At 60.7% G+C, this 26,104-nt stretch carries 23 protein-coding genes and 1 tRNA gene; 14 read left to right on the top strand and 10 right to left on the bottom strand.

All coding sequences use genetic code 11. The annotated features are described in order from the left end of the window. Positions 1-4: 4 nt before the first annotated feature. Both M3P21_RS02140 and M3P21_RS02135 read right to left on the bottom strand, forming a co-directional pair. Positions 5-706: a response regulator transcription factor gene (locus tag M3P21_RS02140; protein WP_249706433.1), complete on the bottom strand. Its 702-nt coding sequence runs from the start codon at positions 704-706 to the stop codon at positions 5-7. Beyond that, entirely contained in the window at positions 703-2,571 is a 1,869-nt protein-coding gene (locus M3P21_RS02135) for a PAS-domain containing protein (RefSeq protein ID WP_249706432.1), read from the bottom strand. Before M3P21_RS02135 ends, M3P21_RS02140 begins: the two co-directional genes overlap by 4 nt. Before the next feature lie 240 nt (positions 2,572-2,811). Between M3P21_RS02135 and M3P21_RS02130 the strand changes: the two genes are divergently transcribed. The 10 genes from M3P21_RS02130 (at position 2,812) to M3P21_RS02085 (ending at position 13,674) form a co-directional block, all read left to right on the top strand. Next, positions 2,812-4,782, top strand: a complete 1,971-nt coding sequence (locus M3P21_RS02130) for an AMP-binding protein (RefSeq protein WP_249706431.1) — start codon at positions 2,812-2,814, stop codon at positions 4,780-4,782. Between the two features lie 81 nt (positions 4,783-4,863). Further along, positions 4,864-5,682 (top strand): ABC transporter ATP-binding protein, encoded by an 819-nt coding sequence (locus tag M3P21_RS02125; RefSeq protein ID WP_249706430.1) that lies wholly within the window; start codon positions 4,864-4,866, stop codon positions 5,680-5,682. A gap of 29 nt (positions 5,683-5,711) precedes the next feature. Then, the gene (locus M3P21_RS02120) at positions 5,712-6,698 is read left to right on the top strand and encodes a branched-chain amino acid ABC transporter permease (RefSeq protein ID WP_249706429.1); all 987 of its coding nucleotides are present in this window, start codon (positions 5,712-5,714) and stop codon (positions 6,696-6,698) included. A 2-nt stretch (positions 6,699-6,700) separates the two neighbouring features. Beyond that, positions 6,701-7,087, top strand: a complete 387-nt coding sequence (locus M3P21_RS02115; protein ID WP_249706428.1) for a VOC family protein — start codon at positions 6,701-6,703, stop codon at positions 7,085-7,087. Further along, positions 7,084-7,326, top strand: a complete 243-nt coding sequence (locus M3P21_RS02110) for a hypothetical protein (protein WP_249706427.1) — start codon at positions 7,084-7,086, stop codon at positions 7,324-7,326. Before M3P21_RS02115 ends, M3P21_RS02110 begins: the two co-directional genes overlap by 4 nt. Before the next feature lie 3 nt (positions 7,327-7,329). After that, on the top strand, positions 7,330-8,406 hold the full coding sequence (locus M3P21_RS02105; protein ID WP_249706426.1) for a branched-chain amino acid ABC transporter permease: 1,077 nt from the start codon (positions 7,330-7,332) through the stop codon (positions 8,404-8,406). 93 nt (positions 8,407-8,499) lie between these two features. Beyond that, entirely contained in the window at positions 8,500-9,780 is a 1,281-nt protein-coding gene (locus tag M3P21_RS02100; RefSeq protein WP_249706737.1) for an ABC transporter substrate-binding protein, read from the top strand. A 76-nt stretch (positions 9,781-9,856) separates the two neighbouring features. Next, positions 9,857-10,693 (top strand): ABC transporter ATP-binding protein, encoded by an 837-nt coding sequence (locus tag M3P21_RS02095; protein ID WP_249706425.1) that lies wholly within the window; start codon positions 9,857-9,859, stop codon positions 10,691-10,693. A gap of 14 nt (positions 10,694-10,707) precedes the next feature. Then, on the top strand, positions 10,708-11,925 hold the full coding sequence (locus tag M3P21_RS02090) for a phenylacetate--CoA ligase family protein (RefSeq protein WP_249706424.1): 1,218 nt from the start codon (positions 10,708-10,710) through the stop codon (positions 11,923-11,925). 84 nt (positions 11,926-12,009) lie between these two features. After that, positions 12,010-13,674 (top strand): ABC transporter permease, encoded by a 1,665-nt coding sequence (locus tag M3P21_RS02085; protein WP_249706423.1) that lies wholly within the window; start codon positions 12,010-12,012, stop codon positions 13,672-13,674. A 3-nt stretch (positions 13,675-13,677) separates the two neighbouring features. Here the strand turns inward: M3P21_RS02085 and M3P21_RS02080 are convergent, their stop codons facing one another. The 5 genes from M3P21_RS02080 to M3P21_RS02060 form a co-directional block, all read right to left on the bottom strand. Further along, positions 13,678-14,553: an adenylate/guanylate cyclase domain-containing protein gene (locus M3P21_RS02080; protein ID WP_249706422.1), complete on the bottom strand. Its 876-nt coding sequence runs from the start codon at positions 14,551-14,553 to the stop codon at positions 13,678-13,680. Between the two features lie 155 nt (positions 14,554-14,708). Beyond that, positions 14,709-15,725: an extracellular solute-binding protein gene (locus tag M3P21_RS02075; RefSeq protein ID WP_249706421.1), complete on the bottom strand. Its 1,017-nt coding sequence runs from the start codon at positions 15,723-15,725 to the stop codon at positions 14,709-14,711. Positions 15,726-15,840: 115 nt separating this feature from the next. Further along, positions 15,841-17,448, bottom strand: a complete 1,608-nt coding sequence (locus M3P21_RS02070; protein WP_249706420.1) for an arylsulfatase — start codon at positions 17,446-17,448, stop codon at positions 15,841-15,843. A 130-nt stretch (positions 17,449-17,578) separates the two neighbouring features. Beyond that, positions 17,579-17,704 (bottom strand): type B 50S ribosomal protein L36, encoded by a 126-nt coding sequence (gene ykgO, locus M3P21_RS02065; RefSeq protein WP_008562923.1) that lies wholly within the window; start codon positions 17,702-17,704, stop codon positions 17,579-17,581. A gap of 77 nt (positions 17,705-17,781) precedes the next feature. Then, a tRNA-Val gene (locus M3P21_RS02060) sits at positions 17,782-17,856 on the bottom strand. Positions 17,857-18,005: 149 nt separating this feature from the next. On the opposite strand from M3P21_RS02060, the gene M3P21_RS02055 reads away from it, so the two are divergent. Next, positions 18,006-18,866: an N-formylglutamate amidohydrolase gene (locus tag M3P21_RS02055; RefSeq protein ID WP_249706419.1), complete on the top strand. Its 861-nt coding sequence runs from the start codon at positions 18,006-18,008 to the stop codon at positions 18,864-18,866. A gap of 67 nt (positions 18,867-18,933) precedes the next feature. Beyond that, the gene (locus M3P21_RS02050) at positions 18,934-20,097 is read left to right on the top strand and encodes an adenylate/guanylate cyclase domain-containing protein (protein ID WP_249706418.1); all 1,164 of its coding nucleotides are present in this window, start codon (positions 18,934-18,936) and stop codon (positions 20,095-20,097) included. Position 20,098: 1 nt separating this feature from the next. On the opposite strand, the gene M3P21_RS02045 is transcribed toward M3P21_RS02050, so the two are convergent. After that, positions 20,099-21,352, bottom strand: coding sequence for a DNA polymerase IV (locus M3P21_RS02045; RefSeq protein ID WP_249706417.1), 1,254 nt, complete (start codon positions 21,350-21,352; stop codon positions 20,099-20,101). Positions 21,353-21,448: 96 nt separating this feature from the next. Between M3P21_RS02045 and M3P21_RS02040 the strand changes: the two genes are divergently transcribed. Further along, positions 21,449-21,868: an NUDIX hydrolase gene (locus M3P21_RS02040; RefSeq protein ID WP_249706416.1), complete on the top strand. Its 420-nt coding sequence runs from the start codon at positions 21,449-21,451 to the stop codon at positions 21,866-21,868. Between the two features lie 174 nt (positions 21,869-22,042). On the opposite strand, the gene pyrF is transcribed toward M3P21_RS02040, so the two are convergent. Next, a complete protein-coding gene (gene pyrF / locus M3P21_RS02035) occupies positions 22,043-22,780 on the bottom strand; it encodes an orotidine-5'-phosphate decarboxylase (protein WP_249706415.1) in 738 nt (245 codons plus the stop codon). A 217-nt stretch (positions 22,781-22,997) separates the two neighbouring features. Here pyrF and clpB point away from each other — a divergent pair, with 217 nt between their 5' ends. Continuing rightward, positions 22,998-25,616: an ATP-dependent chaperone ClpB gene (gene clpB / locus M3P21_RS02030; RefSeq protein WP_249706414.1), complete on the top strand. Its 2,619-nt coding sequence runs from the start codon at positions 22,998-23,000 to the stop codon at positions 25,614-25,616. A gap of 77 nt (positions 25,617-25,693) precedes the next feature. Here clpB and M3P21_RS02025 read toward each other — a convergent pair whose 3' ends face one another. Then, complete coding sequence (locus M3P21_RS02025; protein ID WP_249706412.1) at positions 25,694-26,062, bottom strand: YmgD family protein; 369 nt, start codon at positions 26,060-26,062, stop codon at positions 25,694-25,696. Positions 26,063-26,104: the final 42 nt, after the last annotated feature.

Here is a 26,104-nt window from a genome sequence, read left to right as displayed (position 1 = left end):
CCTATTAGAGCCACTTTACGTCACCCAGAAAGATATATCCCGCGCCATAGATCGTCTTGATCAGGCGTGGATTCTTGGGGTCTTCGCGCAGCTTGGTCCTGAGCCGTGAAATGCGCACATCCATCGCCCGGTCAAAACTTTCACCAGCGGCACCGCCCAGCGCCTCTTGCATCTGGGCGCGGCTGATCAGCCGCTTGGGGCTCTCCAGAAACAGCCGCAGCACTTCGCCTTCGGCATGAGAAAACGGCGTTTCGCCACCGTCGCTGTCTTCCAGCACGTAACGGTCGAAATGCGCGGTCCAGCCGTTGAACAGTGCTGTCTCGCCTGCAGGCCCGGGTATTTTCGGGCTGCGCAGCCGCGCGCGCACACGCGCCACCACCTCGGCCGGATCGAAGGGTTTGGTGATATAGTCGTCTGCCCCCAGTTCCAGCCCGGTCACCCGGTCCTGCACCTGCGCCCGGCCCGAGATGATGATCACCGCTGCCCCCTGTTCCAGCGCCAGCCGATGCACCAGCGCCAGTCCGTCGGTGTCGGGCAGCGACAGGTCCACCAGACACAGATCCGGCGTCACCCGTTTCAGCGAGGCTTCGAATTCGCGGGCGCGGGCAAAGCACTGGGTCCGGAACCCCGCCTCTTCCAGCGCGTCGGTCAGAATCTGGCGGATCGCGGGTTCATCATCGAGGATGGTCACCAATGCGTCGGTCACGTCCGGGCCTCTTTCTGGATCAGTGCCGCCAATTGACCGGTTCCGAACGGTTTGCGCAAGACCGGCGCACGAGTGATCGCGTCGCGATAGAGCGGATCGGAGGCGGGCAGCGACGTCATCAGAATACAGGGCAGATTGGCGGGTAACCGCTCCATCAGGTCCAGCCCCGTCGCATCCCCCTCAAGCCGGATGTCGGACAGAACCATCGAGATGTCGCCCAGATCGGCGGCCAGCGCGCAAGCCTCGTCCACCGAGGTCGCTTCGATCACCGAATGGCCCAACTCGACCAGCATATCGCGGAATCCGGCGCGCAGATCGTCGTTGTCTTCGACAAGCAGCGCCATTCCGCCTTTCATGTCAGGCGCGACCCGGAGGGGGAGACGCACAACAACGCTGGCACCCACCGGCGTATTCGACAATTGCAGATCCCCGCCCGCCAGTTTGACCGTATCATAGACCATCGACAGTCCCAGCCCCGATCCCTCGCTGCCCTTGGTGGTAAAAAACGGGTTCAATGCCCTTTTTAGAGCCTTATCAGAAAACCCCTGCCCGGTATCCGTAATCGCCAGTTCCAGCCAGGTCTGACCGATGCAATGGGCGCTGACGGTGATCTGTCCGGTGGCCCCGCAGGCGTCTCGGGCGTTCAGAACCAGGTTGAGCAGTGCGTCCTGCACCATGCCGGGGTCCAACATCAGGTGCAGACCCTTTGTGTGATCCAGCACAGACAAGCCCACGCCGCGCGGAAGTGACGGTGTCGCCAGCAGTTTGAGGTCCTGCAGAATGTCGCCCGTATCCACCGCCTTGGGTCGCGGCGTGCGGGTACCGGTCATGTCGGCAATCCGGTTCAGCAAGCGCCCACCCCTGCGCGCGGTAGTCTGAGTGGCCGCCACCATCTCGGCAGCATCAGGCGGCAGGCCCATCTTTTCCAGCTTGCCCTGCATGCCAAGGATGATGGTGAGCAGGTTCGAGAAATCATGCGCCAGCCCGCTGGTCATCTGTGCGGCCAACGCGCGGCGCCGCGATTGCTGCAACGCAACGCGGGCCTGGGTTTCTTCGGTGATGTCCATCGACAGAATGAAGACGCCGCCACTCTGATCTGGGGTAAAAGCGACCCTGATACGACGAGAATCGTGATTTTCCGTAAATTCGAACACCGCATTCTCGCCGCCATAGGCCGCAGTCAGGTAGGGTTCGATCCGAGCAAAGGCGTCCTGGCCCAGCGCCTCGGAAATGTGCAGGCCCAGAATATCCGAAGGGCGCCCCGGCATCACCGCGCTGAGCCGACGGTTCGAATAGGTGTAATGCCCGCGCGCATCCACATGGGCGATATGGGCGGGCATCATCTCGGTCGTGAGGCGGGTGCGCGCCTCAATCTCAGTCAATTGCCGCTTGGTTTCCTCGAGCGCCGTGTTGCTGGCCGCCAATTGCCGGTTGGTCGCGGAGAGTTCCTCGGCATGGGCCAGCAATTGATCCGACAACTCTTCGGACCGCGATTGCAGCAATTCCTCGACCCGCTTGGTTCGGGTGATATCGGTATAGACCGCGACCCAGCCGCCCTGCGGCAGCGGCGATCCCTCGATCGAGATGACCTGCCCATTGGGTCGTTCACGTTCCAGGTAATGCGGCTCAAACGCGAGCGCCTGATCGACGCGGGCCTTGACCAGAGCCTCGATATCGTCTGCCGGACCGTATTCGCCTTTCGCGGCGATGAAGCGGATCGTATCGGCAAACCCGGCGCCCGGCGTGACCAGTTGATCGGGCAGATCGAACATTTCCTGAAAGCGCCGGTTCGACAGCACCAGCCGCAGTTGGCTGTCATAGATCGACAGTGCCTGCGCGATCAGGTTCAGGCCCGCCGTCGTCATCCGTTTCGTTCGCCGTTCGTCCTGATCCAAAACACGCCCTCCGGCCACAGACCTAGCACCGGATCGCCACATGGCACAGGGGCAAACCGGTGCCGGCGCGGCGCTGTTACAATTCGTAAGATTTCGGAAAACATCAGGAAAAAGTTGACCGCGAGATTTTGCGGCGTTCCTTATAGGGGCAGAATCGCAAGAAGCGGTCTTTCCGGCGGATCGAACCGACCGGATCGGGAGGAGGAAATTTTGGACACCACGCAGACGGCTGCCGAGGGCGCGCAGTCTCTTCCGGCGCTGTTACATCGCAATGCGCAGACCTTCGCCTCGGCCCCGGCTTATCGCGAGAAGGAATTCGGCATCTGGCAATGCTGGAGCTGGTCCGAGACTGCACAGGAAATCGAGGCGCTGGCGCTGGGTTTGCTCAATCTGGGCGTACGCGAGGGTGACTTCATCGCCATTATCGGGCGCAACCGACCGTATCTCTATTGGTCGATGGTCGCCGCGCAATCGGTCGGAGCGGTGCCGGTGCCGCTCTATCAGGACGCGGTGGCCGAAGAGATGGCCTATGTGCTGAGCCATTGCGGCGCGCGTTTCGTGATCGTCAGCGATCAGGAACAAGCCGACAAGGTCATCGAGATTCAGGACCAGCTGCACCAGTTCGAACATCTGATCTATCTGGATCCGCGCGGGATGCGGAAATACGACCATCACCAGTTGCACCAGTTTAGCCATGTGCAGGATCAGGGGCGGGCTGCCCGGGACGAATGGATCACCGATCTGCACACCCGCCGGGACAAGCTGACCTACGACAGCACCTGCGTGATGCTCTATACTTCGGGCACCACCGGCAAGCCCAAGGGCGTCGTCCTGTCGAACCGCAATGTGATCGAAAGCGCAAAGAATGCCTCGGATTTCGATGGGCTGACGAGTAATGAGGATATCCTGTCCTATCTGCCGATGGCCTGGGTGGGTGATTTCATCTTTTCCATCGGTCAGGCCTATTGGTGCGGCTTCTGCGTGAACTGCCCCGAAAGCGCAGACACGATGATCACCGATCTGCGTGAGATCGGCCCGACCTATTTCTTCGCCCCGCCCCGCGTGTTCGAAACGCAGCTGACCAGCGTGATGATCCGGATGGAAGATGCGGCCCCCCTGAAAAAGCGGATGTTCCACCACTTTATGTCCCATGCCAAAAAGGTTGGCGGGCTGATTCTGGACGGCAAGCCGGTCGACCTGGCGGATCGCCTGAAATACGCCATCGGCAACGCCTTGGTCTACGGCCCGCTCAAGGACACTCTGGGCCTTGGCCGGGTGCGGGTGGGCTATACGGCGGGCGAAGCGATCGGACCGGAGATTTTCGAATTCTACCGCTCGCTCGGCATCAATTTGAAGCAGCTTTATGGCCAGACCGAGGCCACGGTGTTCATCACCGTGCAGCCCGATGGCGAGGTCCGGCCCGATACTGTCGGTGTGCCCGCGCCGGATGTGGAAATCAGGATCGAAGACAGTGGCGAGATTTTTTACCGCTCGCCGGGCGTTTTTGTCGAGTATTACAACAACCCCGACTCCACCGCCTCGACCAAGGATGCCGAGGGCTGGGTTGCCACCGGAGACGCGGGGTTCATCGAAGAGGGATCCGGTCATCTGCGGATCATCGATCGCGCCAAGGATGTGGGCAAAATGGCGGACGGTTCGATGTTTGCGCCGAAATATGTCGAGAACAAGCTCAAGTTCTATCCCGACATCCTTGAGGTGGTTCTGTTCGGCAATACCCGCGACCGTTGTGTCGCATTCATCAATATCGACCTCACGGCGGTCGGAAACTGGGCGGAACGCAACAATATTGCCTATGCGTCTTACCAGGAGCTTGCGGGCAATCCCCGCGTGTTAGAGACGATTCAGGAGCATGTGGAGGCGGTGAACCGTTCGGTCGCAGAAGACCCGATGCTGTCGGGCTGCCAGGTGCATCGCTTTGTGGTTCTGCACAAGGAGTTGGATGCCGATGACGGCGAGATGACCCGCACTCGCAAGGTGCGGCGTCGGATCGTGGAGGAGAAATTCGCCGACATCATCGCCGCGCTTTATGACGGATCGGAGCGTGTCTCGACTGTGACCGAGGTAACCTATGAGGACGGCCGCAAGGGATCGATCAGCGCGACGCTGGATATCTGCGACGCTTCGGTAGTGCCGATTGCCCGGCAGATGGCGGCGGAATGATGGGATTTCGTTCACCGCTCGGCCTTCGGCCATCGCCCCGCCCGCCATCCCGTATTGAATTGATTAGCGAAGGGTCGGCCCATGCTTGATACCTCGGACGGATATGTCACCGAAGATGGCCGCAAGATCGGCGGCGTGGTGATGGAGATGCGCAACATCACCCTGCGCTTTGGCGGAGTGGTGGCGATCAAGGATATCTCTTTCGATATTCGCGAGGGCGAGATTCGGGCCATTATCGGCCCGAACGGGGCTGGCAAATCCTCGATGCTGAACGTGATATCGGGGTTTTATATCCCGCAGGAGGGAGAGGTTTGGTTCCGGGGGACCAAGCGCCCGCCAATGAAACCTTATGAGGTGGCCCGCCAGGGCATTGCCCGTACCTTTCAGAACATCGCCCTGTTCGAAGGTATGAGCGTGCTGGACAACGTGATGACCGGGCGGCTCAACTTCATGAAAACAAACATCTTTCAACAGGCGTTCTGGAAGGGTCGCGCCGAAGCGGAAGAGACCGAGAACCGGGCTGCGGTTGAGCGGATCATCGACTTTCTGGAGATCCAACACATCCGCAAGACGCCAGTTGCCCGGCTGCCATACGGCTTGAAGAAGCGGGTCGAACTGGCCCGTGCGCTGGCGGCTGAGCCGAAGCTCTTGCTGTTGGATGAGCCGATGGCAGGGATGAATGTCGAAGAGAAAGAGGACATGTCCCGATTCATTTTGGACGTGAATGACGAGTTCGGCACCACCATCGCGCTGATCGAACACGATATGGGTGTTGTAATGGACCTGAGCGACCGGGTCGTCGTCATGGATTACGGCAAGAAGATCGGCGACGGCACACCCAATGAGGTGCGCGGCAATCAGGAGGTTATCGATGCCTATCTGGGGGTGAGCCATGACTGAGCGCCACGCGAGATTTGAGGGGAACTGGCATGTCTGAACAACTTGTCTATGCGATGGAGGTGATCCTCAACGGGCTGATGGCCGGGGTGCTTTATGCGCTGGTCGCGCTGGGTTTTGTGTTGATTTTCAAGGCCTCGGGCATTTTCAACTATGCACAAGGGGTCATGGCGCTGTTTGCGGCGATGACGCTGGTGGGAATAATGAACGGTCAGGTACCGTTCAGCCACCTGATCAACGCGATATTCGGCTCCCATATCACCCAATTCGGCTGGCAGGTGCCTGCGGTCATCGCGATCCTGCTGACCATGGCGGTGATGGTTTTGCTGGCCTGGTGCGTCCAGCAATTCGTGATGCGCCATCTGGTCAATCAGGAACCGATCATCCTGTTCATGGCCACGATCGGTCTGGCTTATTTCCTGGAAGGTGTCGCCGACTTGATGTGGGGGTCCGAGATCAAATCGCTCGATGTGGGTCTGCCGCAGGGGATCAACCTGTGGATTGATGAAACCACGCTCAACATCTTCGGCTACGGCTTCTTTATCGACAATCTCGACATTGTCGCGACCATCGTGGCCGCGTTGCTGGTGATCGCTTTGGTGGCGTTCAGCCAATACACCAAGCAGGGTCGCGCCATGCGCGCCGTGGCCGACGACCATCAGGCGGCGCTGTCGGTGGGTATCTCGCTCAACTTCATCTGGGTCATGGTCTGGTCGGTTGCAGGGTTTGTCGCGCTGGTGGCGGGCATCATGTGGGGGACCAAATCGGGCGTGCAATTCTCGCTGAGCCTCATCGCGCTCAAGGCGTTGCCGGTGCTGATGCTGGGCGGGTTTACCTCGATTCCCGGTGCGATCGTTGGCGGGCTGATCATCGGTGTGGGCGAGAAGCTGTTCGAATTTGCCATCGGCCCGCTGGTGGGTGGTGCCACCGAGAACTGGTTCGCCTATGTGTTGGCACTGATCTTCCTCGTCTTCCGGCCGCAGGGCCTGTTTGGCGAAAAAATCATCGAGAGGGTATGAACATGGCCCACAAATCCCGTATCGGCGTGATCTGCATTGACTGCAAGACCGATGACCTGTCCGAGGCCACCGGGTTCTGGTCGGCGATGCTTGGCAAAGAGGCCAAGCTGGATGAGCGCGGCAAATACGCCTCGTTTGATGGGCAGCAGGACTATCCGAAAGTGTTGCTGCAGGCAGTGGATCATGAGCCGCGCGTGCATCTGGACATCGAAACCGACGATCTCGAGGCGGAATGCGCGCGGCTTACAGCTCTGGGCGCGCGCGAGGTGGCGCGGGTACGCACATGGATCGTGATGGAGGCCCCCACCGGGCACAGATTCTGTCTGGTGAACCCGCAAGGTGATGACTGGCCCGGAGAGGCCGCCACGTTCAACGGAGAGCCCGGATGAAAAAGCTGATCGCCCTCATCAATGTCATTGCCTGGGCCGGGTTCTGGGCCTTTGGCTATATCGCGCTCACGTCGCAAGATCTGACCACCGCTCAATTGGTGATCGCCGCAATTCTGGCCCTTGCCGGGCTGGTCACCGGCATTGCCGCCTATGTGAAACTTGCACGCGGGCGCGCCAGAAGAACCAGCCGATTGGACGCCGCTGCCCGTGAGAAGGCACAGCAGGAATGGGGAAAGTAAGTCATGTTTTATCGTGAAGCTGGCGATTTCAAAGTCTCCTACAGCCAAGACAGCCAGACCTTTCCCATTCGCTTTGACCGCTACAGGTATTATGTGGTTCTGGCCGTGGCTTTTGGCGTGGTGCCGTTCCTGATCAACGACTATTGGGCGAACGCGATCCTGCTGCCCTTCCTGATCTATGCGATTGCGGCGATCGGGCTGAACATCCTCACCGGCTATTGCGGGCAGGTCAGCCTGGGCACCGGTGGGTTCATGGCGGTGGGGGCTTATGCCTGCTACAAACTGATGACCGCCTTCCCGGATGTCAGCATGTTCATCCATGTTCTGCTGGCGGGCGGGATCACCGCTGTGGTGGGCGTGTTGTTTGGCCTGCCATCCCTGCGGATCAAAGGGTTCTATCTGGCGGTGGCCACGCTGGCCGCGCAGTTCTTTCTTGTCTGGCTCTTCAACCGGGTGCCGTGGTTCTACAACTACTCGGCGTCCGGGCAGATCAATTCTCCGGAGCGTGATGTGTTCGGCATCATTATCACCGGTCCCAATGCACCGGCCTGGGCCACCTATCTGTTCTGCCTGATCTTCCTGAGCATCTGTGCGCTGATCGCGCGCAATCTGACGCGCGGTACGGTCGGTCGCACATGGATGGCGATCCGGGATATGGACATCGCGGCCGAGATCATCGGGGTGAACCCGCTCAAGGCCAAGCTGTCCGCCTTTGCCGTCAGTTCGTTCTTCGTCGGCATCTCGGGCGCGCTGTTCTTCGCGATCTATCTTGGCGCGGTCGAGGTGGGTGAGGTCTTTGGCATCCAGAAATCGTTTCTGGTGCTCTTCATGGTCATTATCGGCGGTTTAGGGTCTATTTTTGGCTCTTTCGCGGGGGCTGCCTTCCTTGTGCTGCTGCCCGTGGTGCTGAAAGTTGTGGGCGCCGACATGCTGGGCTGGCCCACCGACATCGTGGCGCATTTGCAGCTGGTCATCGTGGGCGCGCTGATCATCCTGTTCCTGATCCTCGAGCCGCACGGGCTGGCGCAGCTCTGGCGCGTGGCGAAAGAGAAACTGCGGCTGTGGCCGTTCCCGCATTGATACGATGGCGGGGTGCGGGCCCCGCCCCACGGATGGCCCCGACCGGAACCGGGGCGCAGAAACATCGGACAATACCAGGGAGGAAACCAACCGATGAAAACCAAACTCACCACATTGGCACTTGGCGCCATGATGGCCGCCGGACCGGCCATGGCGGATCTTGTCTTTCCGTCGCTCAGCTATCGAACCGGACCCTTTGCGGCAGGCGGCATTCCCTTTGCTGATGGCTATGCCGATTACTTCACCCTGCTGAACGAGCGTGACGGAGGCATTGGCGGGGTCAAGACTCGGGTGCCCGAATGCGAAACCGGTTATAACACCGAAAAAGGTGTTGAATGCTACGAGGCGACCAAGGGCGAGGGCGCGTTGGTCTATCAGCCGCTATCAACGGGCATAACCTACCAGTTGATTCCCAAAGCCACCGCAGACGACATCCCTATCCATTCAATGGGCTATGGCCGGACCTCTGCCAAGAATGGCGATGTGTTCAGTCATGTCTTCAATTATCCTGCAAACTATTGGAACGGCGCGTCCGGCGCGGTGAACTACCTTCTGGGTGAGAATGGTGGCGACCTGAACGGCAAGAAGATCGCGCTGGTCTACCATAACTCGGCCTATGGCAAGGAACCGATCCGCACGTTGGAAGAACTGGCCAAGAAACACGGTTTTGAGTTGGTCCTGCTACCCGTCGACTCACCAGGTCAGGAGCAGAAATCGCAGTGGCTGCAAATCCGACGCGACAAGCCCGATTATGTTGTTCTTTGGGGCTGGGGCGTGATGAACCAGGCTGCGGTTCAGGAAGCTGCCAATATCCGCTTCCCGATGGAGAACTTTATCGGCGTTTGGTGGTCCGGCGCGGAACATGACGTCACACCCGCAGGTGACAAAGCAGACGGATACAAAGCGTTGACCTTTACCGGATTAGGCAGCGACTATCCGATTTACGATGATCTCAAAAAATATGTTGTGGACACCGGCAAGGCCGCTGGTGCAGGCGACCAACTAGGGTCTGTTCAGTATAATCGCGGCCTCTATGCGGCGATGTTGGCAGCAGAAGCGGCCCGCACTGCCCAAGAAATCCACGGCACAGCAGAGATCACTTCTGGCCAGATGCGCGACGGCATGGAGGCTCTGGATATCACCGAAGCCAAGATGGCTGATCTGGGAATGTCAGGTTTTGGTCCTGAGTTCAAAGTCAGCTGTGAAAACCACGGCGGCCCTGGTCTCGTCGGTGTTGCGCAATGGAGTGCAACAGACAAGACTTGGTCGGTTATTTCAGATTTCCAGCCGACGGATGACGACGTCATCAACCCGCTGGTCGACGAAGATTCCAGTGCCTATGCGGGCGAAAACAAGATCGACCCGAACTGTTGAACCAACTGGTGCGGCGGTCCGCCGCCGCACCTTTCCCAACCGCCTGAAGACCCGATAATCGCATGAGGACGCTCTGATGCTGGATACAGCGACACAGACCGAGGTGCAGACCGAGACCCTGCTTGAGGTCAACAATATCGAAGTGATCTACAATCACGTGATCCTCGTGCTGAAAGGCGTCAGCCTGAATGTCCCCAAGGGTGGGATCACCGCGCTGCTGGGCGGCAACGGGGCGGGCAAGACGACAACACTCAAGGCGATTTCCAACCTGCTGCATTCTGAACGCGGCGAGGTCACCAAAGGCTCGATCAAATATCGTGGCAATGTGGTGCACGGCTCGGACCCCGCCGATCTGGTGCGGCGCGGCGTCATTCAGGTGATGGAAGGTCGCCATTGTTTCGAACATCTGACGGTCGAGGAAAACCTGCTGACCGGCTATTACACCCGCAAAGCCGGCAAGACCCAGATGATGCAGGACCTTGAGCTGGTCTATACTTATTTCCCCCGCCTGAAAGAGCGCCGCAAAAGTCAGGCGGGCTACACCTCGGGGGGTGAGCAGCAGATGGTCGCGATTGGCCGCGCGCTGATGTCGAAGCCCGAGACCATCCTGCTGGACGAACCCTCGATGGGATTGGCGCCGCAACTGGTCGAAGAGATTTTCGGCATCGTGAAGGACCTCAACGAACAAGAGGGCGTGTCGTTTCTGCTGGCCGAACAGAACACAAATGTGGCTCTACGCTTTGCCCATTACGGCTATATTCTGGAATCCGGCCGGGTGGTGATGGACGGCCCGGCAGCGGAGCTGCGCGAAAACCCCGACGTCAAGGAATTCTATCTCGGCATGTCCGAGGAAGGGCGCAAGAGCTTTCGCGATGTGCGCTCCTACCGTCGTCGCAAGCGGTGGCTGAGCTGATGAGGGATCAGACCATGACACATTTTGACGACCTGGAAACCCGCTCAGCAGACCAGCGCGCCGCCGATCTGGCACGGGCGCTGCCGCAACAGATCGCGCATGCTCAGAAAGCGTCGGGATATGCGGCTCAGCTTGCGGATGTCGACGCACAGGCGATCACCGGGATCGAAGAGCTGGCCGCGCTGCCGGTCCTGCGTAAATCCGACCTGACAAAAGCGCAGGCAGAGCAACGCCCGTTTGGCGGGTTTACGGTGAAACCAGCCAGCGGGTTTCATCATGTCTTCCAGTCCCCCGGGCCGGTTTATGAACCGGGCGGCACCGGACATGACTGGTGGCGGATGGGGCGGTTCCTGCATGCGCTGGGAATCGGACAAGGCGATATCGTCCAGAACTGCTTTGGCTATCACCTCACGCCCGCTGGCATGATTTTTGAAAGCGGAGCGCGCGCTGTCGGCGCTGTCGTGTTGCCTGCGGGCACCGGCCAGACCGAGCTGCAGGTGACAGCCGCGCGCGATATCGGCTGTACGGCCTATGCGGGCACGCCGGACTATCTGAAGATCATCCTCGACAAGGCGGAGGAGATGGGCGTCACGCTCAATTTTACCAAGGCGGCAGTTGGTGGTGGCGCACTGTTCCCGAGCCTGCGGCAGGAATACAAGGACCGCGGCATCGCCTGCCTGCAATGTTACGCCACCGCCGATCTGGGCAATATCGCCTATGAAAGCGCGGCGATGGAGGGGATGATCATCGACGAACATGTGATCGTCGAGATTGTCACACCTGGCACCGGCACACCCGTCGCCCCCGGTGACGTGGGCGAAGTGGTGGTGACCACGCTGAACCCGGATTACCCGCTGATCCGCTTCGCCACCGGCGATCTGAGCGCGGTGATGCCCGGCATCAGCCCCTGCGGACGCACCAATCTGCGTATCAAGGGCTGGATGGGCCGCGCCGATCAGACCACCAAGATCAAGGGCATGTTCGTGCGGCCCGAACAGGTGGCAGCACTGGTCGAAAAACATGACGAGATCGTCAAGGCAAGGGTAATTGCCGCTCGGCAGGGCGAGATGGACGTGATGACGGTGCAGATCGAAAGCGCCGGGGGCGATGACCGCGCCTATGCGAAATCGGTGGCCGAGGTTCTGAAACTCAAAGGCGCGATCGAAGTGGTCACGCCCGGTTCCCTGCCCCGTGACGGCTTGGTGATCGAGGACCAGCGCAACTACGACTGAGCATTCGCTCTGGCGTTTTGCGCCATTTTGACCAATAGAAGCGGGGCGTCTTTCGGCGCGCGCCCTCTTTGTTGACCGGACCACATGGCAGACATCGAATATTCGGAAGATGGCTCTCGGCACCGCCATGCGCGGGGCACAAGGCTATTGGGCTTTTTGTCCTATGGTATCGCTGCGGCATGTCTGTTGCCGATGCTGGCGGTGGTGCTGGCTGCCCTGACCGGCGGCACCGACACAGTCACGCATCTGGCCGGAACGGTCTTGCCCCGGTATTTGGGAACTACGGTGTTGCTGGTCGCCCTCGTGGCGGTCGGCACGTTCTGCCTTGGCGTCGGGGCCGCATGGCTGGTGACCATGACACGGTTTCCCGGTGTGCGCCTGCTGGAAGTTGCGCTGGTGCTGCCATTGGCCTTTCCGGCCTATGTGCTGGCCTATGCCTATACGTTCATTCTGGATCATCCCGGCATCGTGCAGACCACGCTCAGGCAGGTGACCGGCTGGGGGCCGCGCGACTACTGGTTCCCCGAGATCCGCTCGACCGAGGGTGCAGCGATCATGCTGATCCTGGTGCTGTACCCATATGTCTACCTGCTGGCGCGCGCTGCGTTTCTGCAGCAAAGTGCTGCTGCCTTCCTGGCCGCGCGCGCGCTGGGGTCCAGCCCGTGGCGGGCGTTCTACCGCGTATCGCTGCCCATGGCCCGGCCCGCAATTGCCGGAGGCGTGTTGCTGGCAGTGATGGAGACCATCGCCGATTTTGGCACGGTGTCCTATTTCGGGGTGCAGACATTTGCCACCGGCATCTACACCAGTTGGTTCTCGATGGGCGACCGGGCTGCAGCAGCGCAGCTTGCCCTGTGTTTGCTGGGCTTTGCGCTGCTGCTGGCGGTGAGCGAACGGATGCAGCGTGGGAAATCGAAATTCTACCAGACTGGCCAGCGCCAGACCGCGCGCCCGGCCACGCAATTGAAAGGTGGCAAAGCGTTGTTCGCCTTTCTGCTCTGCGCGGTTCCGGTGTTCTTCGGATTTCTGCTGCCGGTGCTGGTGCTGGTCGAGATGGGGCTGGAGTCGGAGCAGGACCTGCTGTCGCGCCGCTATCTGGGCTTCATCCGCAACTCGCTGACACTGGCCGGGGCCGCCGCGATCCTCACGGTGGCCGCCGCAACCTGCATCGGGTTCTACAAGCGGGTCAAGCCGGGGCGGCAAAGCGCCAGCGCTGCCTATCTGGCGCGACTCGGATACGCGGTGCCGGGTGGCGTGATCGCAGTTGGCCTGATGGTGCCCTTCGCCGCCTTCGACAACGCGCTGGACGCCTGGATGCGGGCGACATTCGATATCTCGACCGGGTTGCTGGTCACCGGCACAATCTGGTTGCTGGTGGCGGCCTACATGGTGCGGTTCCTGGCTGCCGCGCTCAGTGCCTATGAGGGCGGGCAGAGCATGGTGCATTCGAATATGGACGCCGCCGCGCGGTCGCTGGGCCAATCGCCTCTGGGCACATTGCGCCGCGTACATCTGCCGCTGCTTACGCCCTCGCTGCTGACGGCCTTGCTGATCGTCTTTGTTGACGTGATGAAAGAGCTGCCCGCAACGCTGATCATGCGCCCGTTCAACTTCGATACGCTGGCGGTACAGGCCTATCGGCTGGCCTCGGACGAACGGCTGGAGGGTGCGGCGGTGCCCTCGCTGGTCATTGTGGCAGTGGGGCTATTGCCGGTGATCCTGATCTGCCGACAGGTTGGGCGCAGATAGCGCTTAGTCGGGGATCAGATCGTTGGTCGCATAGGTCAGCGCCGAATCCGTGATCGCGCGGTCTCGTGTCCCAAAAAGCAACCGGCCCTCGCCGTTCAGCAACGTGGCGCGCCGGTGGACATCGAATTCCTGCCCATCCGAGGTCAACACCGAACTGCCCGAAGAGCTGTGATCGGTATATTCCAACTGCGCGCCCCGCAATTCCAGCTTGCCATGCTGTCGCGAAATCCAGCCATGCGGCAAGGTGATGTCGCAATCCTCGGAGCGACCGACCGTCAGGCTCTCACCTTCGGTGATCGACCAGCTTTGCCCGTTTGCCACGATCTCGGCGCTCTCGGTCCGTCGCCCGATCTGCGGTCCTGTCGCACCAAACACAACGGTCTGGGTCGCGATCTGGCTGGCCATGTAGGAATAGACCCGCGTGGCCTCTTTCTTGCCCTTCAGCTTGAGCCCGCCCATCGACACGAAATGCGCCTGATGGTCGGGTGACAGCCGGTCATAACCCTCGTCACCGATCAGCAGCTCTCCGGATTTGGACAGCGCGGCCAGCCGGGCCGAGGTGTTCACCGCATCGCCGTAAATGTCATTGTCCATGCTCAAGATCTCGCCAAAGAACAGGCCCGCATGGACCGACATGCCATGCGCGTAATCCTCTTCGACCATTTGCTTGGCGGCCAGAAAGGCCTGATCGGGATGGGCAAAGAAACTGAGCGTGTCGTCGCCCTGCGATTTCACGCAGCGACCCTGATGTGCTTCGATGATGGAGCGCATCCGTGCCAGAACCTGGCTGACCTGATCCAACGCCTCGCGCTGGCTGACGCTATCGTACAGCTTGGTGCTGCCGGTGATGTCGGAAATCAGAACACACGCCTTGGCCATGACAGTTCAGTATCGGACGACCCGACGCTCCAATTTGCTGGTATTGGAACGACACTATCAGGCTTTCCCGCCGCCGGGCAATGTCGCAGCGGGTCTTTGCAAAAAAGAACGGCGCGGACCAATGACCCGCGCCGTTTGCATCCCGGAGGAGGGATTTACTTCCAGTCAACCTCGTTGAAGATCTTCTGGGCTTCGGGAATGTTCTTGGCCACGGCAGAAAGATCCACCTCGTCGGCTTTGAATTCGCCCAGGTTCTGGACCGATTCGGCCAGTGCGACGCCGTCGACTGCGGGGTATTCATCATTGCCGGCCGAGAAATACTGCTGCGCCTGATCGCTGGCGAGGTATTCCAGGAACAGCACCGCGTTGTCCTTGTTGGGCGCATGGGCCGCAACGCCGCCGCCCGACAGGTTCATATGCGCGCCTTCGGCCTCTTGCGCCGGGAACTGCACGCCGATCATGTCGATCTCGGCGCTCAGGCCCTTGACGTCTTTGCGCATGGCGCGGGCGAAGTAATAAGAGTTCGAGACAGCAATCTCGCACTCGCCCGAGACGATGCCGCGCAGCTGGTCGGTGTCACCGCCCTGCGGCTCGCGCGCCATGTTCGCAACCACACCCTCGGCCCAGGATTTGGCCGCCTCGGGACCGTGATTGGTGATGATCGAGGCCAGCAGAGTCTGGTTGTAGGTGTTGCTGGACGAGCGGATGCAGACCAGACCCTTGTAATCTGGCTTGGCCAGATCGAGATAGGTGGCGGGCGGGTTATCCAGTTCGGCCTTGTCAAAAAAGATGATGCGGGCACGCTGCGAGAACCCGTACCACTGGTTGTCGCTGTCCTGCAGGTTCGACGGAATACGCTCTTCCAGAACGGCGCTGTCGATGGATTGCAGAACGCCTGCATCCTTGGCACGCTCCAGACGCGAAGTGTCGACAGTCAGCAGCACATCCGCCGGAGAATTCGCACCCTCGGCCTTCATCCGCTCGATCAACTCGTCCGCCTTGCCTTCGATCCGGTTGATCTTGATGCCGGTCGCCTCTTCGAAATCGGTATAGAGACGCTCGTCGGTGTCGTAGTGACGCGATGAGTAAAGGTTCAGTTCACCCTCAGCCGCTGCGGCGGAGGTCAGCGTCGCGACCAGCGCGGCGACAATGGCAGATGAAGATTTCAGCATGTTGTGCTCCAGAATTATCAGCGCACGGGAATTTCCCGACTGATTTGCTCAATTAAACGAATCCTTAAGAGATGCAAGTAATTCCGACAAATTTAGTTGGACAATTGGCCGCAAGCTAACCCTCTGCGTTGTCCATATCCCAAGCCGCCAGCAAGCGTGGCAGGGCGACATTCCAATCCAGCACCCCGGTCTTGTCCGCCCAGTCCTGGTATTGACGGACTAGCAATTGGGCGCGTGCCCCCTCACCGCTGATCAGATCGTTCAACTCTGTGCGGTCCGCTTCAATGTCATAAAGTTCCCAATCCTGCCCGTGCAGGCGTACCAGTTTGAACTGGCCCAGACGAATGGCAGAATTTCCTTCATGCTCGAAAAAGATCGGTTGCTCGCGCTGCCAGTCTTTCCCACGCAATGCTGCCAGCAGGCTTTCGCCCTGAAGGCGCTGGAGTGCCTGCCCGCCAAGCTCACTCAGATACGGCGCGCCAGTGACTTCCAAGATCGTCGGCAAGATATCAATAACGTGACAAGGTGCGTGGCGTGGCGATTGCGACCCGAACCCCTTGGGCCAATGCGCGATCAACGGGGTCGAGATCCCCCCTTCGTGTACATAGTGTTTGAACAGCCGAAATGGCGCATTCGAGACATTGGCCCAGGGCTTGTCATAGCTCTGATAGGTCTGCGCATCGCCGGGCATCACATCCGGGCGGTTGCCCATTTCGATCTTGCGCCCGTCATGGGTGATGTCCGGGAAGAACTTGGCCCAACCATCTTCGGCCATGAATTCGGCGCAACCGCCATTGTCGCTGAGAAACAGGATCAGCGTATCCTCGAACTGACCCATCCGTTTCAGCGCGGCAATCAGTGTCCCGATTGACTGATCCATCCGGTCGACCATGGCAGCATAGGTCGCCATCTTGCGCGCTTCCCAATCGTGGTTGCCTTCCGCGTCCCACGGTCTCACATCCGGGTCGCGCGGGCTGATCTGCCAGTTGGTCTGAAACAGGCCCATCGCGTTCATGGTCTCATGTCTGGAGGTCCGGACCGCATCCCACCCCTTGTCATACACACCGTCATACCGGGCAATGTCCTGGGGATGTGCGTGCAAGGGCCAGTGAGGGGCGGTATGCGCAAGATAGAGAAAGAATGGCTGCTCCAGATCGACCGATTCCTCAATCATCCCGATCGCTTTGTCGGTGATGGCGTCGGTAAAGTAGAAATCATCGGGATAGGTTTCGACCCGGCTGTCATCTTCCAGCATGTAATGCGGCGAGAAAAAATGCGTGACCCCGTCGACGATGCCGTAGAACCGGTCAAATCCCCGTTGCCGGGGCGTTGGATGGTCCACATCCCCGACCCGCCAGCTATCAACCTCGCGCGCCATGAAGTCGCCGCCGACATGCCATTTGCCAGACATGCAGGTCCGATAGCCCGCAGCGCGCAGATGTTCGGCGATGGTGGCCGCGTCATTGCGTAGGAACCCCTGATAGGCCGGCGTGCCCAGATCGGCCCCCATATGCCCGATCCCGGCATTATGCGGATATAGCCCGGTAAGCAGCGATGCGCGCGTCGGACAGCAACGGGCGCAATTGTACATGGCGGTCAGCAAGCTGCCATTTTCGGCCAGCGTATCTATGTTGGGGGTGCGGATTTCCGAGCCGGTGCAGCCAAGATCGGCAAAGCCCAGATCGTCGGCAAGGATCAGGATAACGTTCGGCTTGGCGCTCATGCGGTCCTCGTTGGTCAGCAATCTGTACGCTGATGCTTGGCGGCTTTCACGCAAACATCAAAACAAATTCGTCCAAGAACAAAAAAAGCCGCGCCCGAAGGCGCGGCCTTTTATTCAATGTGCGAGGGGCTCAGCCCTGGCGCGCTTTGAACCGGCGCTGCGTCTTGTTGATCACATAGACGCGGCCTTTGCGACGCACGACCCGGCAATCACGGTGCCGGTTCTTGAGCGAGCGGAGCGAGTTCTTGACCTTCATGGTCTGTCTCCAATTCCTGCGGCGCGGGCCAGCGCCTGGGTTTGCGGGTGCCCCGGATAACCGGAACAGTGAATTCATGGTGGGCACTACAAGGTTCGAACTTGTGACCCCTTCGATGTCAACGAAGTGCTCTACCGCTGAGCTAAGCGCCCATGAATACCGTCGCGTGTCTGTCCCCATAACAAAATGGGGCGCGGAAACCCGCGCCGGTAGCGGGGTCTATAAAAGGAGTCGTCGGAGGGATCAAGGGCTTTTGAAAGAACTCTTTTACGGTTTATGTATTCGGTAACAAGGAGCGCCGATGAACGACACAGCATATTACCTTTCCGAGCCCGAATACCGCTCGTCCTGCGTCGTTTTTGCCTCGCCGCATAGCGGCAGCGACTATTCCCCGGACTTCCTGCGGCAGTCGGTTCTGGACCGGCATGCGATTCGGTCTTCCGAGGATGCCTATGTCGATCTTCTCTTTGATGCGGCACCAGAGCTTGGCGCGCCGTTGCTGAAGGCGGCGGCGCCGCGCGCCTTCATCGACCTCAATCGTGGCGTGGACGAACTGGACCCGGCGGTGATCGAAGGCGCCAGGCGGCAGGGCCATAATCCACGCGTCACCTCGGGTCTGGGGGTCATCCCCCGTGTCGTCGCCAATGGCCGGGCGATCTATCGCGGCAAGCTGCCCTATCTCGAGGCGCAGCGCCGCATCGAATGTCACTGGCACCCCTATCATGCACAGTTGCAAGCGCTGCTGGAGGACTCACGCGACCGGTTCGGGCAGGCGATTCTGGTCGATTGCCATTCGATGCCACGCGAAGCACTGGATGGGATCGCCCGACGCGGGCAGCCGCGCCCCGAGATCGTTCTGGGCGACCGGTTCGGCGCCTCCGCCAGCAGCGATATCGTCGATCAGGTCGAAGCGGCGTTCATCGCCGCAGGGCTGACCGTGTCGCGCAACACGCCGTTTGCCGGTGCCTATGTCACCCAGACCTATGGCCGCCCGTCGCGCCAGCAACATGCCATCCAGGTCGAGATCGACCGTTCGCTCTACATGGACGAGGCGCATATCCGTCCCAATGACCAATTCGCCGCGTTTCGCCGCGTCCTGCGTGGCGTGATCGCCGATATCGCCGCCATTGGAACCGACAGGACACAATTGGCGGCGGAATGACCCGCACGGCGCGGTTTTGACCGATGCCCGGTTCCGGCCTAACCTGACCTGAAGTCAGGGGGCAATCTTGAAATCCCGACAGACCATGACCGGCACAGCGACTTCCAGCGCGCCCGAGGGCGCGGCGGTGGGGGTGCGCGCAGGTATGTCCGCGGGCGGGGCCGCGACGATTGCCGCCTTTGCCTCGCTGGTGACCTGTTACGTCGGAGTGGCGCTGGAGGCGCTGTTCGGGATCGAGGGCATGGCCTTCAACCCGCATCTGCAGGCGGTGCTGATGTGGGCGCTGGCGCTTGTCGCCACCGGGTTTGTGTTCCGGGACCGCGACCGGCATGGCAGCGACTTGCCCCTTGTTATCGCGGGTCTTGCCGATATCGTGCTGATCGCGACGCTTTACTTTCACTATGATCACCGGTTCGAGGCCCTGGCCTATGTTCTGCTCATCATCGCCACGCTGATGAATCAGAACCTCCTGCTGCGGGTGCTCAACCGCAAGGTCCGGTCCCAGACCGCCGAGATTTCCGAGCTGAATGCGCGGTTGGCAACCAAGGTCGAGCGGCAGGCCGGTCAGATCAGCCGGCTGGAACGGCTCAAGGAGTTTCTCGCACCGCAGATCGCACAGGTGGTGGTCGATGGCGGACGCGAGGATCTGCTGCGCACCCATCGCCGCTATATCGCCTGCCTGTTTTGCGATATCCGCAATTTCACCGCCCTGTCCGAAGCGCTGGACCCCGAAGACGTCATCGACATCCTGCAACGCTATCACGACCGCAGCGGCACGCTGGCGGCGGCCAGTGGCGGAACGATCGGATTTCGCTCGGGCGATGGGCTGATGATCTATTTCAACGATCCGATTCCCTGCGACGCACCGGTGGGTGACGCGGTTCAACTGGCGTTGAACATCCGTGCGGAATTTGCCGAGATCTGCGCACCCTGGCGGCGCATGGGCCACGCGGTGGGGATCGGGCTGGGCATCTCCAGCGGTCACGCCACCATGGGGCTGGTTGGCCGCGAGGGGCGCGCCGATTACACTGCCGTTGGCGGCGTAGTGAACATTGCCTCACGCCTGTGCGACGCTGCTGCACAGGACGAGATTCTGATCAGCCAGCGGGCCTTCATGGATGTCGAGGGCCACCTGTCGGTGGAACCGGTGGGCGGCCTGACGCTGAAGGGAATCGCCAATCCGGTAGATGCCTATCGCGTGCTTGGCCTGCAAGACCTCGGCGCGGATTGAATCACCGCAGCGCGCGGCCCTTGACGATCGCATCCGATCCGAACCGTCTGCGGATATCATCCGTGGCGCGCTCGGCCCCCGATCTTTGTGTGGCGCCGGGGTCCAGCAGATCGCCGGATTTGTCGGCTTCGTCCTCGGAACACAGATCCGACAGCCCGCAGCCCAGCAGCCGGTACGGGCCGTGATCGCCAAGCTGGTCGAACAGCGCCCGCGCCTGACGATAGATCGTATCCGCCATCTGGGTGGCGTCACGCAGCGATATGCGGCGGGTCAGGAGCTTGTGGTTCGACTGCTTGAGCTTCAGCGTCACCACGCGCCCCGCCAACCCGCGCGCCTTGGCCCGGCCCGAAACCTTCTCGGCCATCCGCCACAAATGCCCGTCCAGCACGTCCGGGTTGGCTGTGTCCTCGAAAAACGTCGTCTCGTTGCTGATCGACTTGATTGGATCATGGGCCGAGACCCGGCGCTTGTCCTGCCCCCGCGCCAGATGCCACAACCGGTATCCCATCGACCCGAACCGCGCGGTCAGCGCCTCCTGATCCCAGCGCAGCAGGTCGGCAAAGGTGCGAATACCAGCCTTTTCCAGCGATTCCTGTCCTGCCGGACCGATCCCCCAGATCAGCCGCACCGGCCTGTCGTGCAGAAACTCGGCTGTCTCAGTCTTGCCAATCACCGAAAACCCGCGTGGTTTGTCCAGATCAGATGCCACCTTGGCCAGGAACTTGTTGTGGCTCAACCCGATCGAGCCGGTCAATCCAAGCTCGTCTTTCATACGCTTCACCAGACGCGCCAGCATCAGCGCAGGCGGCGCACCATGCAGCCGCGCAGTGCCGCCGAGATCCATGAACGCCTCGTCCAGCGACAGCGGTTCGACCACCGGCGTCAGCTCATCCATCATCGCGCGAATCTGCTTGGAGGCTTCGGCATAGGCCGACATGCGGGGCTTGATCACCACCGCATCGGGACAGAGCGCCAGCGCCTTGAACATCGGCATCGCCGACCGGACCCCCCGGATGCGCGCCACATAACATGCGGTGGAAACGACCCCCCGCCTGCCGCCACCAATGATCACCGGTTTGTCGGCAAGTTCGGGATTGTCGCGCTTTTCGACCGAGGCATAAAACGCATCGCAATCCATATGCGCGATGGTCAGATCGAATAGCTCTGGATGCACCTTGACCCTCGGGCTGCCACAATCCGGGCAGCGACGCTGGTTATTCAGCATGGACAGACAATCTCGGCACAGGGCAGGCATGGGCGTAACCTACTCTTGTCAGCGCAGCGGTGGAAGATGTTGGCGCGCGTCTTTTCCCGTGTCAGGTTGGCACGGTTAGCAAAGGGGGGGCGAGCAATGTCCAATTTTCGCGGTGCAAAACTGGCCCTGTTTCTGGGTCCGGATCTGGTTGTCATTCAGCGCGACGACTATGCCCATATCCCCTATCCGGGTTGCTGGGATTTTCCCGGTGGCGGCAGGGAAGGCAACGAAACGCCCGAAGCCTGCGCGCTGCGGGAAACGCGGGAAGAAGTGAACCTGTCCCTGTCGGCAAGCGATTTGATCTGGTCGCGGCAATACGGCCCCAACTGGTTCTTTGTCACGCGGCTGGGCAAACAGCGGATTGCCGACATTCGGCTGGGAGATGAAGGGCAAAGCTGGCGCATGATGGCGCCAGAGACCTATCTTTCGCATCCCATGGGCATTTCCCTTTTCAAGACGCGGCTGCAGGATTACCTGACAGAGACGCAGACAGGTTTTTTCACCCCGTCGTTTTGACCCCCCTCAAGAAAGACCCCCCGCGAAGCTGGCGGGGGGAGGTAACGAACCACAGGAAGATGAAGGTCCGTTGGGGAGTGTCTCAAGCTGAGAGTCGCCCAGAATGCGCGATTTCCCAAGCAGAATATTGCAGGCGGTGCAAATGAGCCTCGGGCATGTGCCTTTCCGGGCACATCATACTTTGGTGGCGGATGCCTGGCGATTGGGTGTTTGGGCCTGTGGGCTGTTGAGTTCGCACAGGATGTCCTGAACCGCCTGTTTCGGGTTTTCCGCCTGCCAGACCGGACGCCCGACCACGATGTGATCGGCACCGTCCGCCACCGCATTCGCTGGTGTCGCCACCCGTTTCTGATCGCCCAGATCAGCACCGGCGGGGCGCACACCCGGGGTCACGATCAGGCGCCCCGCCGCCTCGGGCAGCGCGCGGATCGCCGCAGCCTCCTGCGGTGAGGCGATGACGCCATCCGCGCCCGCAGCAAAGGCGTTTGCGGCGCGTTCGACAACCATGTTGCTGACCGCGCCCGGTTTCAGCAGCGCGCCGTCCAGATCGTTCCGGTCCAGCGATGTCAGGATGGTGACGGCAAGGATTTTCAAATCCTTGCCCGCCGCGCCTTCCTTGGCGGCGCGCACCACGTAGGGATCGCCATGCACGGTCAGGAAATCCAGATCGAACTGTGCCAGACCCCGCACTGCGTTTTCGACCGTCGCACCGATATCGAACAGCTTCATGTCCAGAAAGATGCGCTTGCCATGCTCCTGCTTCAACTCGTTGGCCAGAGCCAGCCCGCCGCCGGTGAGCATCCCCAGCCCGATCTTGTAGAATGACACCGCATCTCCGATCTGCTCGGCCAGTTTCAGCCCGGCCAGCGCATCGGGAACATCAAGGGCGACAATCAGGCGGTCATCGGACATGCAATACCTCAGGAATGTGGATGTTGCGCCTAGCTAACCGGAGCGCGACGCAATGTCCACCAAGCGCATCTTCCGCAACCTCCCGTAAATGCCGAGGAAATACTCTGGACCCTCTTGCGGTTGCGGCCCAGTGTTCCCAAATATTTGCCGAGGCCCACACCGTAGCGTGCCGCCCAGCGGGCGCTGATCGAACCGGGCGCTTTGAAAGGAGAACAATATGGACTTGAACAAGTTCACCGAGCGGGCACGAGGGTTCGTGCAGGCCGCTCAGACCATTGCCATTCGCGAAGGTCACCAGAGGCTGACGCCCGAGCATATTCTCAAGGCATTGATGGATGACGACCAGGGGCTTGCCAGCAACCTGATCACCCGCTCCGGCGGCAATCCCGGCCGTGTGGCCGAGGCGCTGGAGCTCAGCCTGTCGAAACAGCCCAAGGTCAGCGGCGATGCCGCGCAGGTCTATCTGGACGGCCAGACCGGCAAGGTGATGGCCGAGGCCGAGAAGATCGCACAGAAAGCGGGCGACAGCTTTGTGCCGGTCGAACGGGTGCTGATGGCGCTTTGCATGGTGAAATCCAAAGCCAAGGAGGCGTTGGAAGCCGGGCATGTCTCGGCCCAGTCTCTGAACGAGGCGATCAATGACATCCGCAAAGGTCGCACCGCCGACACCGCATCAGCGGAGGAAGGTTATGACGCGCTCAAGAAATACGCGCGCGATCTGACCGAGGCGGCCGCCGAAGGGAAAATCGACCCTATTATAGGGCGGGATGAGGAAATCCGCCGCTCGATGCAGGTTCTGTCGCGTCGCACCAAGAACAATCCGGTGCTGATCGGGGAACCCGGCGTCGGTAAAACCGCGATCGCCGAGGGCATGGCCCTGCGCATCATCAATGGGGATGTGCCGGAATCGCTGAAGGACAAAAAGCTGCTCGCGCTCGACATGGGCGCACTGATCGCCGGTGCGAAATACCGCGGTGAGTTCGAAGAACGCCTCAAAGCCGTTCTGACCGAGGTGACCGAAGCCGCTGGTGAGGTCATCCTGTTCATCGACGAGATGCACACGTTGGTCGGGGCCGGGAAATCTGATGGTGCAATGGATGCCGCCAACCTGATCAAACCTGCGCTTGCCCGGGGTGAGCTGCATTGTATCGGCGCCACCACGCTGGATGAGTATCGCAAATACGTGGAAAAGGACGCCGCCCTCGCGCGCCGGTTCCAGCCCGTTCTGGTGGCTGAACCCACCGTCGAGGACACGATCAGCATCCTGCGCGGCATCAAGGAAAAATACGAGCTGCACCACGGCGTGCGCATTTCGGATTCGGCGCTGGTCTCGGCGGCGACCCTGTCGCATCGCTATATCACCGACCGGTTCCTGCCCGACAAGGCCATCGACCTTGTCGATGAGGCCGCGTCGCGCCTTCGGATGGAGGTGGACAGCAAGCCCGAGGAACTGGACCAGCTGGATCGTCAGATTCTGCAGTTGCAGATCGAGGAAGAGGCGCTGAAGCTTGAGGATGACGCGGCCTCCAAGGATCGCCTGGAGACCTTGCAAAAGGACCTGGCCGATCTGCAGGAGAAATCTGCCGAGATGACCGCCCAATGGCAATCTGAACGCGACAAGCTTGCCGGGAACCGCGATCTGAAAGAGCAGCTCGACAAGGCGCGCGCCGATTTGGAGATTGCCAAGCGCGAGGGCAATCTCGCCAAGGCGGGGGAGCTGTCCTATGGCGTCATCCCCGAGCTTGAGAAAAAGCTGACCGAGGCCGAGAATTCCGAAAGCAGCCAGATGATGGCCGAGGAAACCGTGCGCCCGGAACAGATCGCCTCCGTTGTCGAACGTTGGACCGGTATCCCGACCTCGAAAATGCTGGAAGGCGAGCGAGAGAAACTGCTGCGGATGGAAGATGATCTGCATGGGCGCGTCATCGGTCAGGATGCGGCGGTCACAGCCGTGTCCAACGCCGTGCGCCGTGCGCGCGCTGGCCTGAACGACGAAGGCCGCCCGCTGGGCTCGTTCCTGTTCCTCGGGCCGACCGGCGTGGGGAAAACCGAACTGACCAAGGCGGTGGCGAACTTCCTGTTCGACGACGACAACGCGATGGTGCGCATCGACATGTCCGAGTTCATGGAAAAGCACGCGGTCGCCCGTCTGATCGGGGCTCCTCCGGGCTATGTCGGGTATGACGAAGGCGGCGTGCTGACCGAAGCCGTGCGGCGCCGCCCCTATCAGGTCGTGCTGTTCGATGAGGTCGAAAAGGCGCACCCGGACGTGTTCAACGTGCTGTTGCAGGTTCTGGATGATGGCGTGCTGACCGACGGTCAGGGCCGCACCGTGGACTTCAAGCAGACGCTGATCATCCTGACGTCGAACCTCGGCTCGCAAGCGCTCAGCCAGTTGCCCGATGGCGCGGACAGCGCGCAGGCACGGCGCGATGTGATGGACGCGGTCCGGGCACATTTCCGACCCGAATTCCTGAACCGTTTGGACGAGACGATCATCTTCGATCGGCTCAAGCGGGCTGATATGGACGGGATCGTCGATATCCAGATGGCACGGCTCAAGAAACGTCTGGCAGGCCGCAAGATCGAGCTGGCCATGGATGAGGGCGCGCGGGAATGGCTTGCCAACGAAGGCTATGACCCGGTTTTCGGCGCACGTCCGCTGAAGCGGGTAATTCAGCGCGCGCTGCAGAACCCACTGGCCGAGGCGTTGCTGGCCGGTGAGATCAAGGATGGCGACACCGTCCCGGTCACCGCAGGCCCTGACGGGTTGATCATCGGTGATCGGCTGGGCACGTCCGACCGTCCGCGCCCGGATGATGCCGTGGTGCACTGACGCGAGCCCACAACCCTGCTGACCAAACAAGAAGAGCCCGTCTATTTGGCGGGCTCTTTGTTTTGATCTCCTCAGGCTTAGAGCCCGAGCGCCGCCTTCACCGCATTGTCGACCACCCCGGCCAGCAAGGCGTTCTGATCCGCTGAACACCCGGCCTTCAGCGCCTCGACAAAGGCGGCGTGCAGCCTAGCTTCGTCCGCGTCGCTGTCGGAAAACACTGTGATGTCAATCTGCCGGTTATAGAGCGACACGGCGGTCATTTTCTCGACCACGTCATAGACAAAGGCCTCGTCGCCATGGCCTTGTTCCACGACACTGGCGCAGCTGTGGTACATGATGGGCAGCGCGTCCTGCACCATCGCGTCCGCCGCGTCATCGGCACTGGCCGAGACCGGGGCTATCAGCAGGGCGGCAAGCGCCGCGCTGGTAAATCTGTTTCTGGACATCACGGAAAAACTCCCAAGCTTAAATGCATAGGTTAGGGCCGC

This window comes from Ruegeria spongiae (assembly GCF_023502395.1).
GTDB classification, from domain to species: domain Bacteria; phylum Pseudomonadota; class Alphaproteobacteria; order Rhodobacterales; family Rhodobacteraceae; genus Ruegeria_C; species Ruegeria_C spongiae.
This window is presented reverse-complemented; position numbering and strand designations above follow the sequence as displayed.

What these genes read in the sequence shown, in the direction of transcription:
- M3P21_RS02135 (WP_249706432.1), bottom strand. Translation starts at nt 2,571, where the DNA reads ATGACGACGGCGGGCCTGAACCTGATCGCGCAGGCACTGTCGATCTAT.
- M3P21_RS02125 (WP_249706430.1), top strand. Translation starts at nt 4,864, where the DNA reads ATGCTTGATACCTCGGACGGATATGTCACCGAAGATGGCCGCAAGATC.
- M3P21_RS02120 (WP_249706429.1), top strand. Translation starts at nt 5,712, where the DNA reads ATGTCTGAACAACTTGTCTATGCGATGGAGGTGATCCTCAACGGGCTG.
- M3P21_RS02115 (WP_249706428.1), top strand. Translation starts at nt 6,701, where the DNA reads ATGGCCCACAAATCCCGTATCGGCGTGATCTGCATTGACTGCAAGACC.
- M3P21_RS02110 (WP_249706427.1), top strand. Translation starts at nt 7,084, where the DNA reads ATGAAAAAGCTGATCGCCCTCATCAATGTCATTGCCTGGGCCGGGTTC.
- M3P21_RS02105 (WP_249706426.1), top strand. Translation starts at nt 7,330, where the DNA reads ATGTTTTATCGTGAAGCTGGCGATTTCAAAGTCTCCTACAGCCAAGAC.
- M3P21_RS02100 (WP_249706737.1), top strand. Translation starts at nt 8,500, where the DNA reads ATGAAAACCAAACTCACCACATTGGCACTTGGCGCCATGATGGCCGCC.
- M3P21_RS02095 (WP_249706425.1), top strand. Translation starts at nt 9,857, where the DNA reads ATGCTGGATACAGCGACACAGACCGAGGTGCAGACCGAGACCCTGCTT.
- M3P21_RS02090 (WP_249706424.1), top strand. Translation starts at nt 10,708, where the DNA reads ATGACACATTTTGACGACCTGGAAACCCGCTCAGCAGACCAGCGCGCC.
- M3P21_RS02085 (WP_249706423.1), top strand. Translation starts at nt 12,010, where the DNA reads ATGGCAGACATCGAATATTCGGAAGATGGCTCTCGGCACCGCCATGCG.
- M3P21_RS02080 (WP_249706422.1), bottom strand. Translation starts at nt 14,553, where the DNA reads ATGGCCAAGGCGTGTGTTCTGATTTCCGACATCACCGGCAGCACCAAG.
- M3P21_RS02075 (WP_249706421.1), bottom strand. Translation starts at nt 15,725, where the DNA reads ATGCTGAAATCTTCATCTGCCATTGTCGCCGCGCTGGTCGCGACGCTG.
- M3P21_RS02070 (WP_249706420.1), bottom strand. Translation starts at nt 17,448, where the DNA reads ATGAGCGCCAAGCCGAACGTTATCCTGATCCTTGCCGACGATCTGGGC.
- ykgO (WP_008562923.1), bottom strand. Translation starts at nt 17,704, where the DNA reads ATGAAGGTCAAGAACTCGCTCCGCTCGCTCAAGAACCGGCACCGTGAT.
- M3P21_RS02055 (WP_249706419.1), top strand. Translation starts at nt 18,006, where the DNA reads ATGAACGACACAGCATATTACCTTTCCGAGCCCGAATACCGCTCGTCC.
- M3P21_RS02045 (WP_249706417.1), bottom strand. Translation starts at nt 21,352, where the DNA reads ATGCCTGCCCTGTGCCGAGATTGTCTGTCCATGCTGAATAACCAGCGT.
- M3P21_RS02040 (WP_249706416.1), top strand. Translation starts at nt 21,449, where the DNA reads ATGTCCAATTTTCGCGGTGCAAAACTGGCCCTGTTTCTGGGTCCGGAT.
- pyrF (WP_249706415.1), bottom strand. Translation starts at nt 22,780, where the DNA reads ATGTCCGATGACCGCCTGATTGTCGCCCTTGATGTTCCCGATGCGCTG.
- clpB (WP_249706414.1), top strand. Translation starts at nt 22,998, where the DNA reads ATGGACTTGAACAAGTTCACCGAGCGGGCACGAGGGTTCGTGCAGGCC.
- M3P21_RS02025 (WP_249706412.1), bottom strand. Translation starts at nt 26,062, where the DNA reads ATGTCCAGAAACAGATTTACCAGCGCGGCGCTTGCCGCCCTGCTGATA.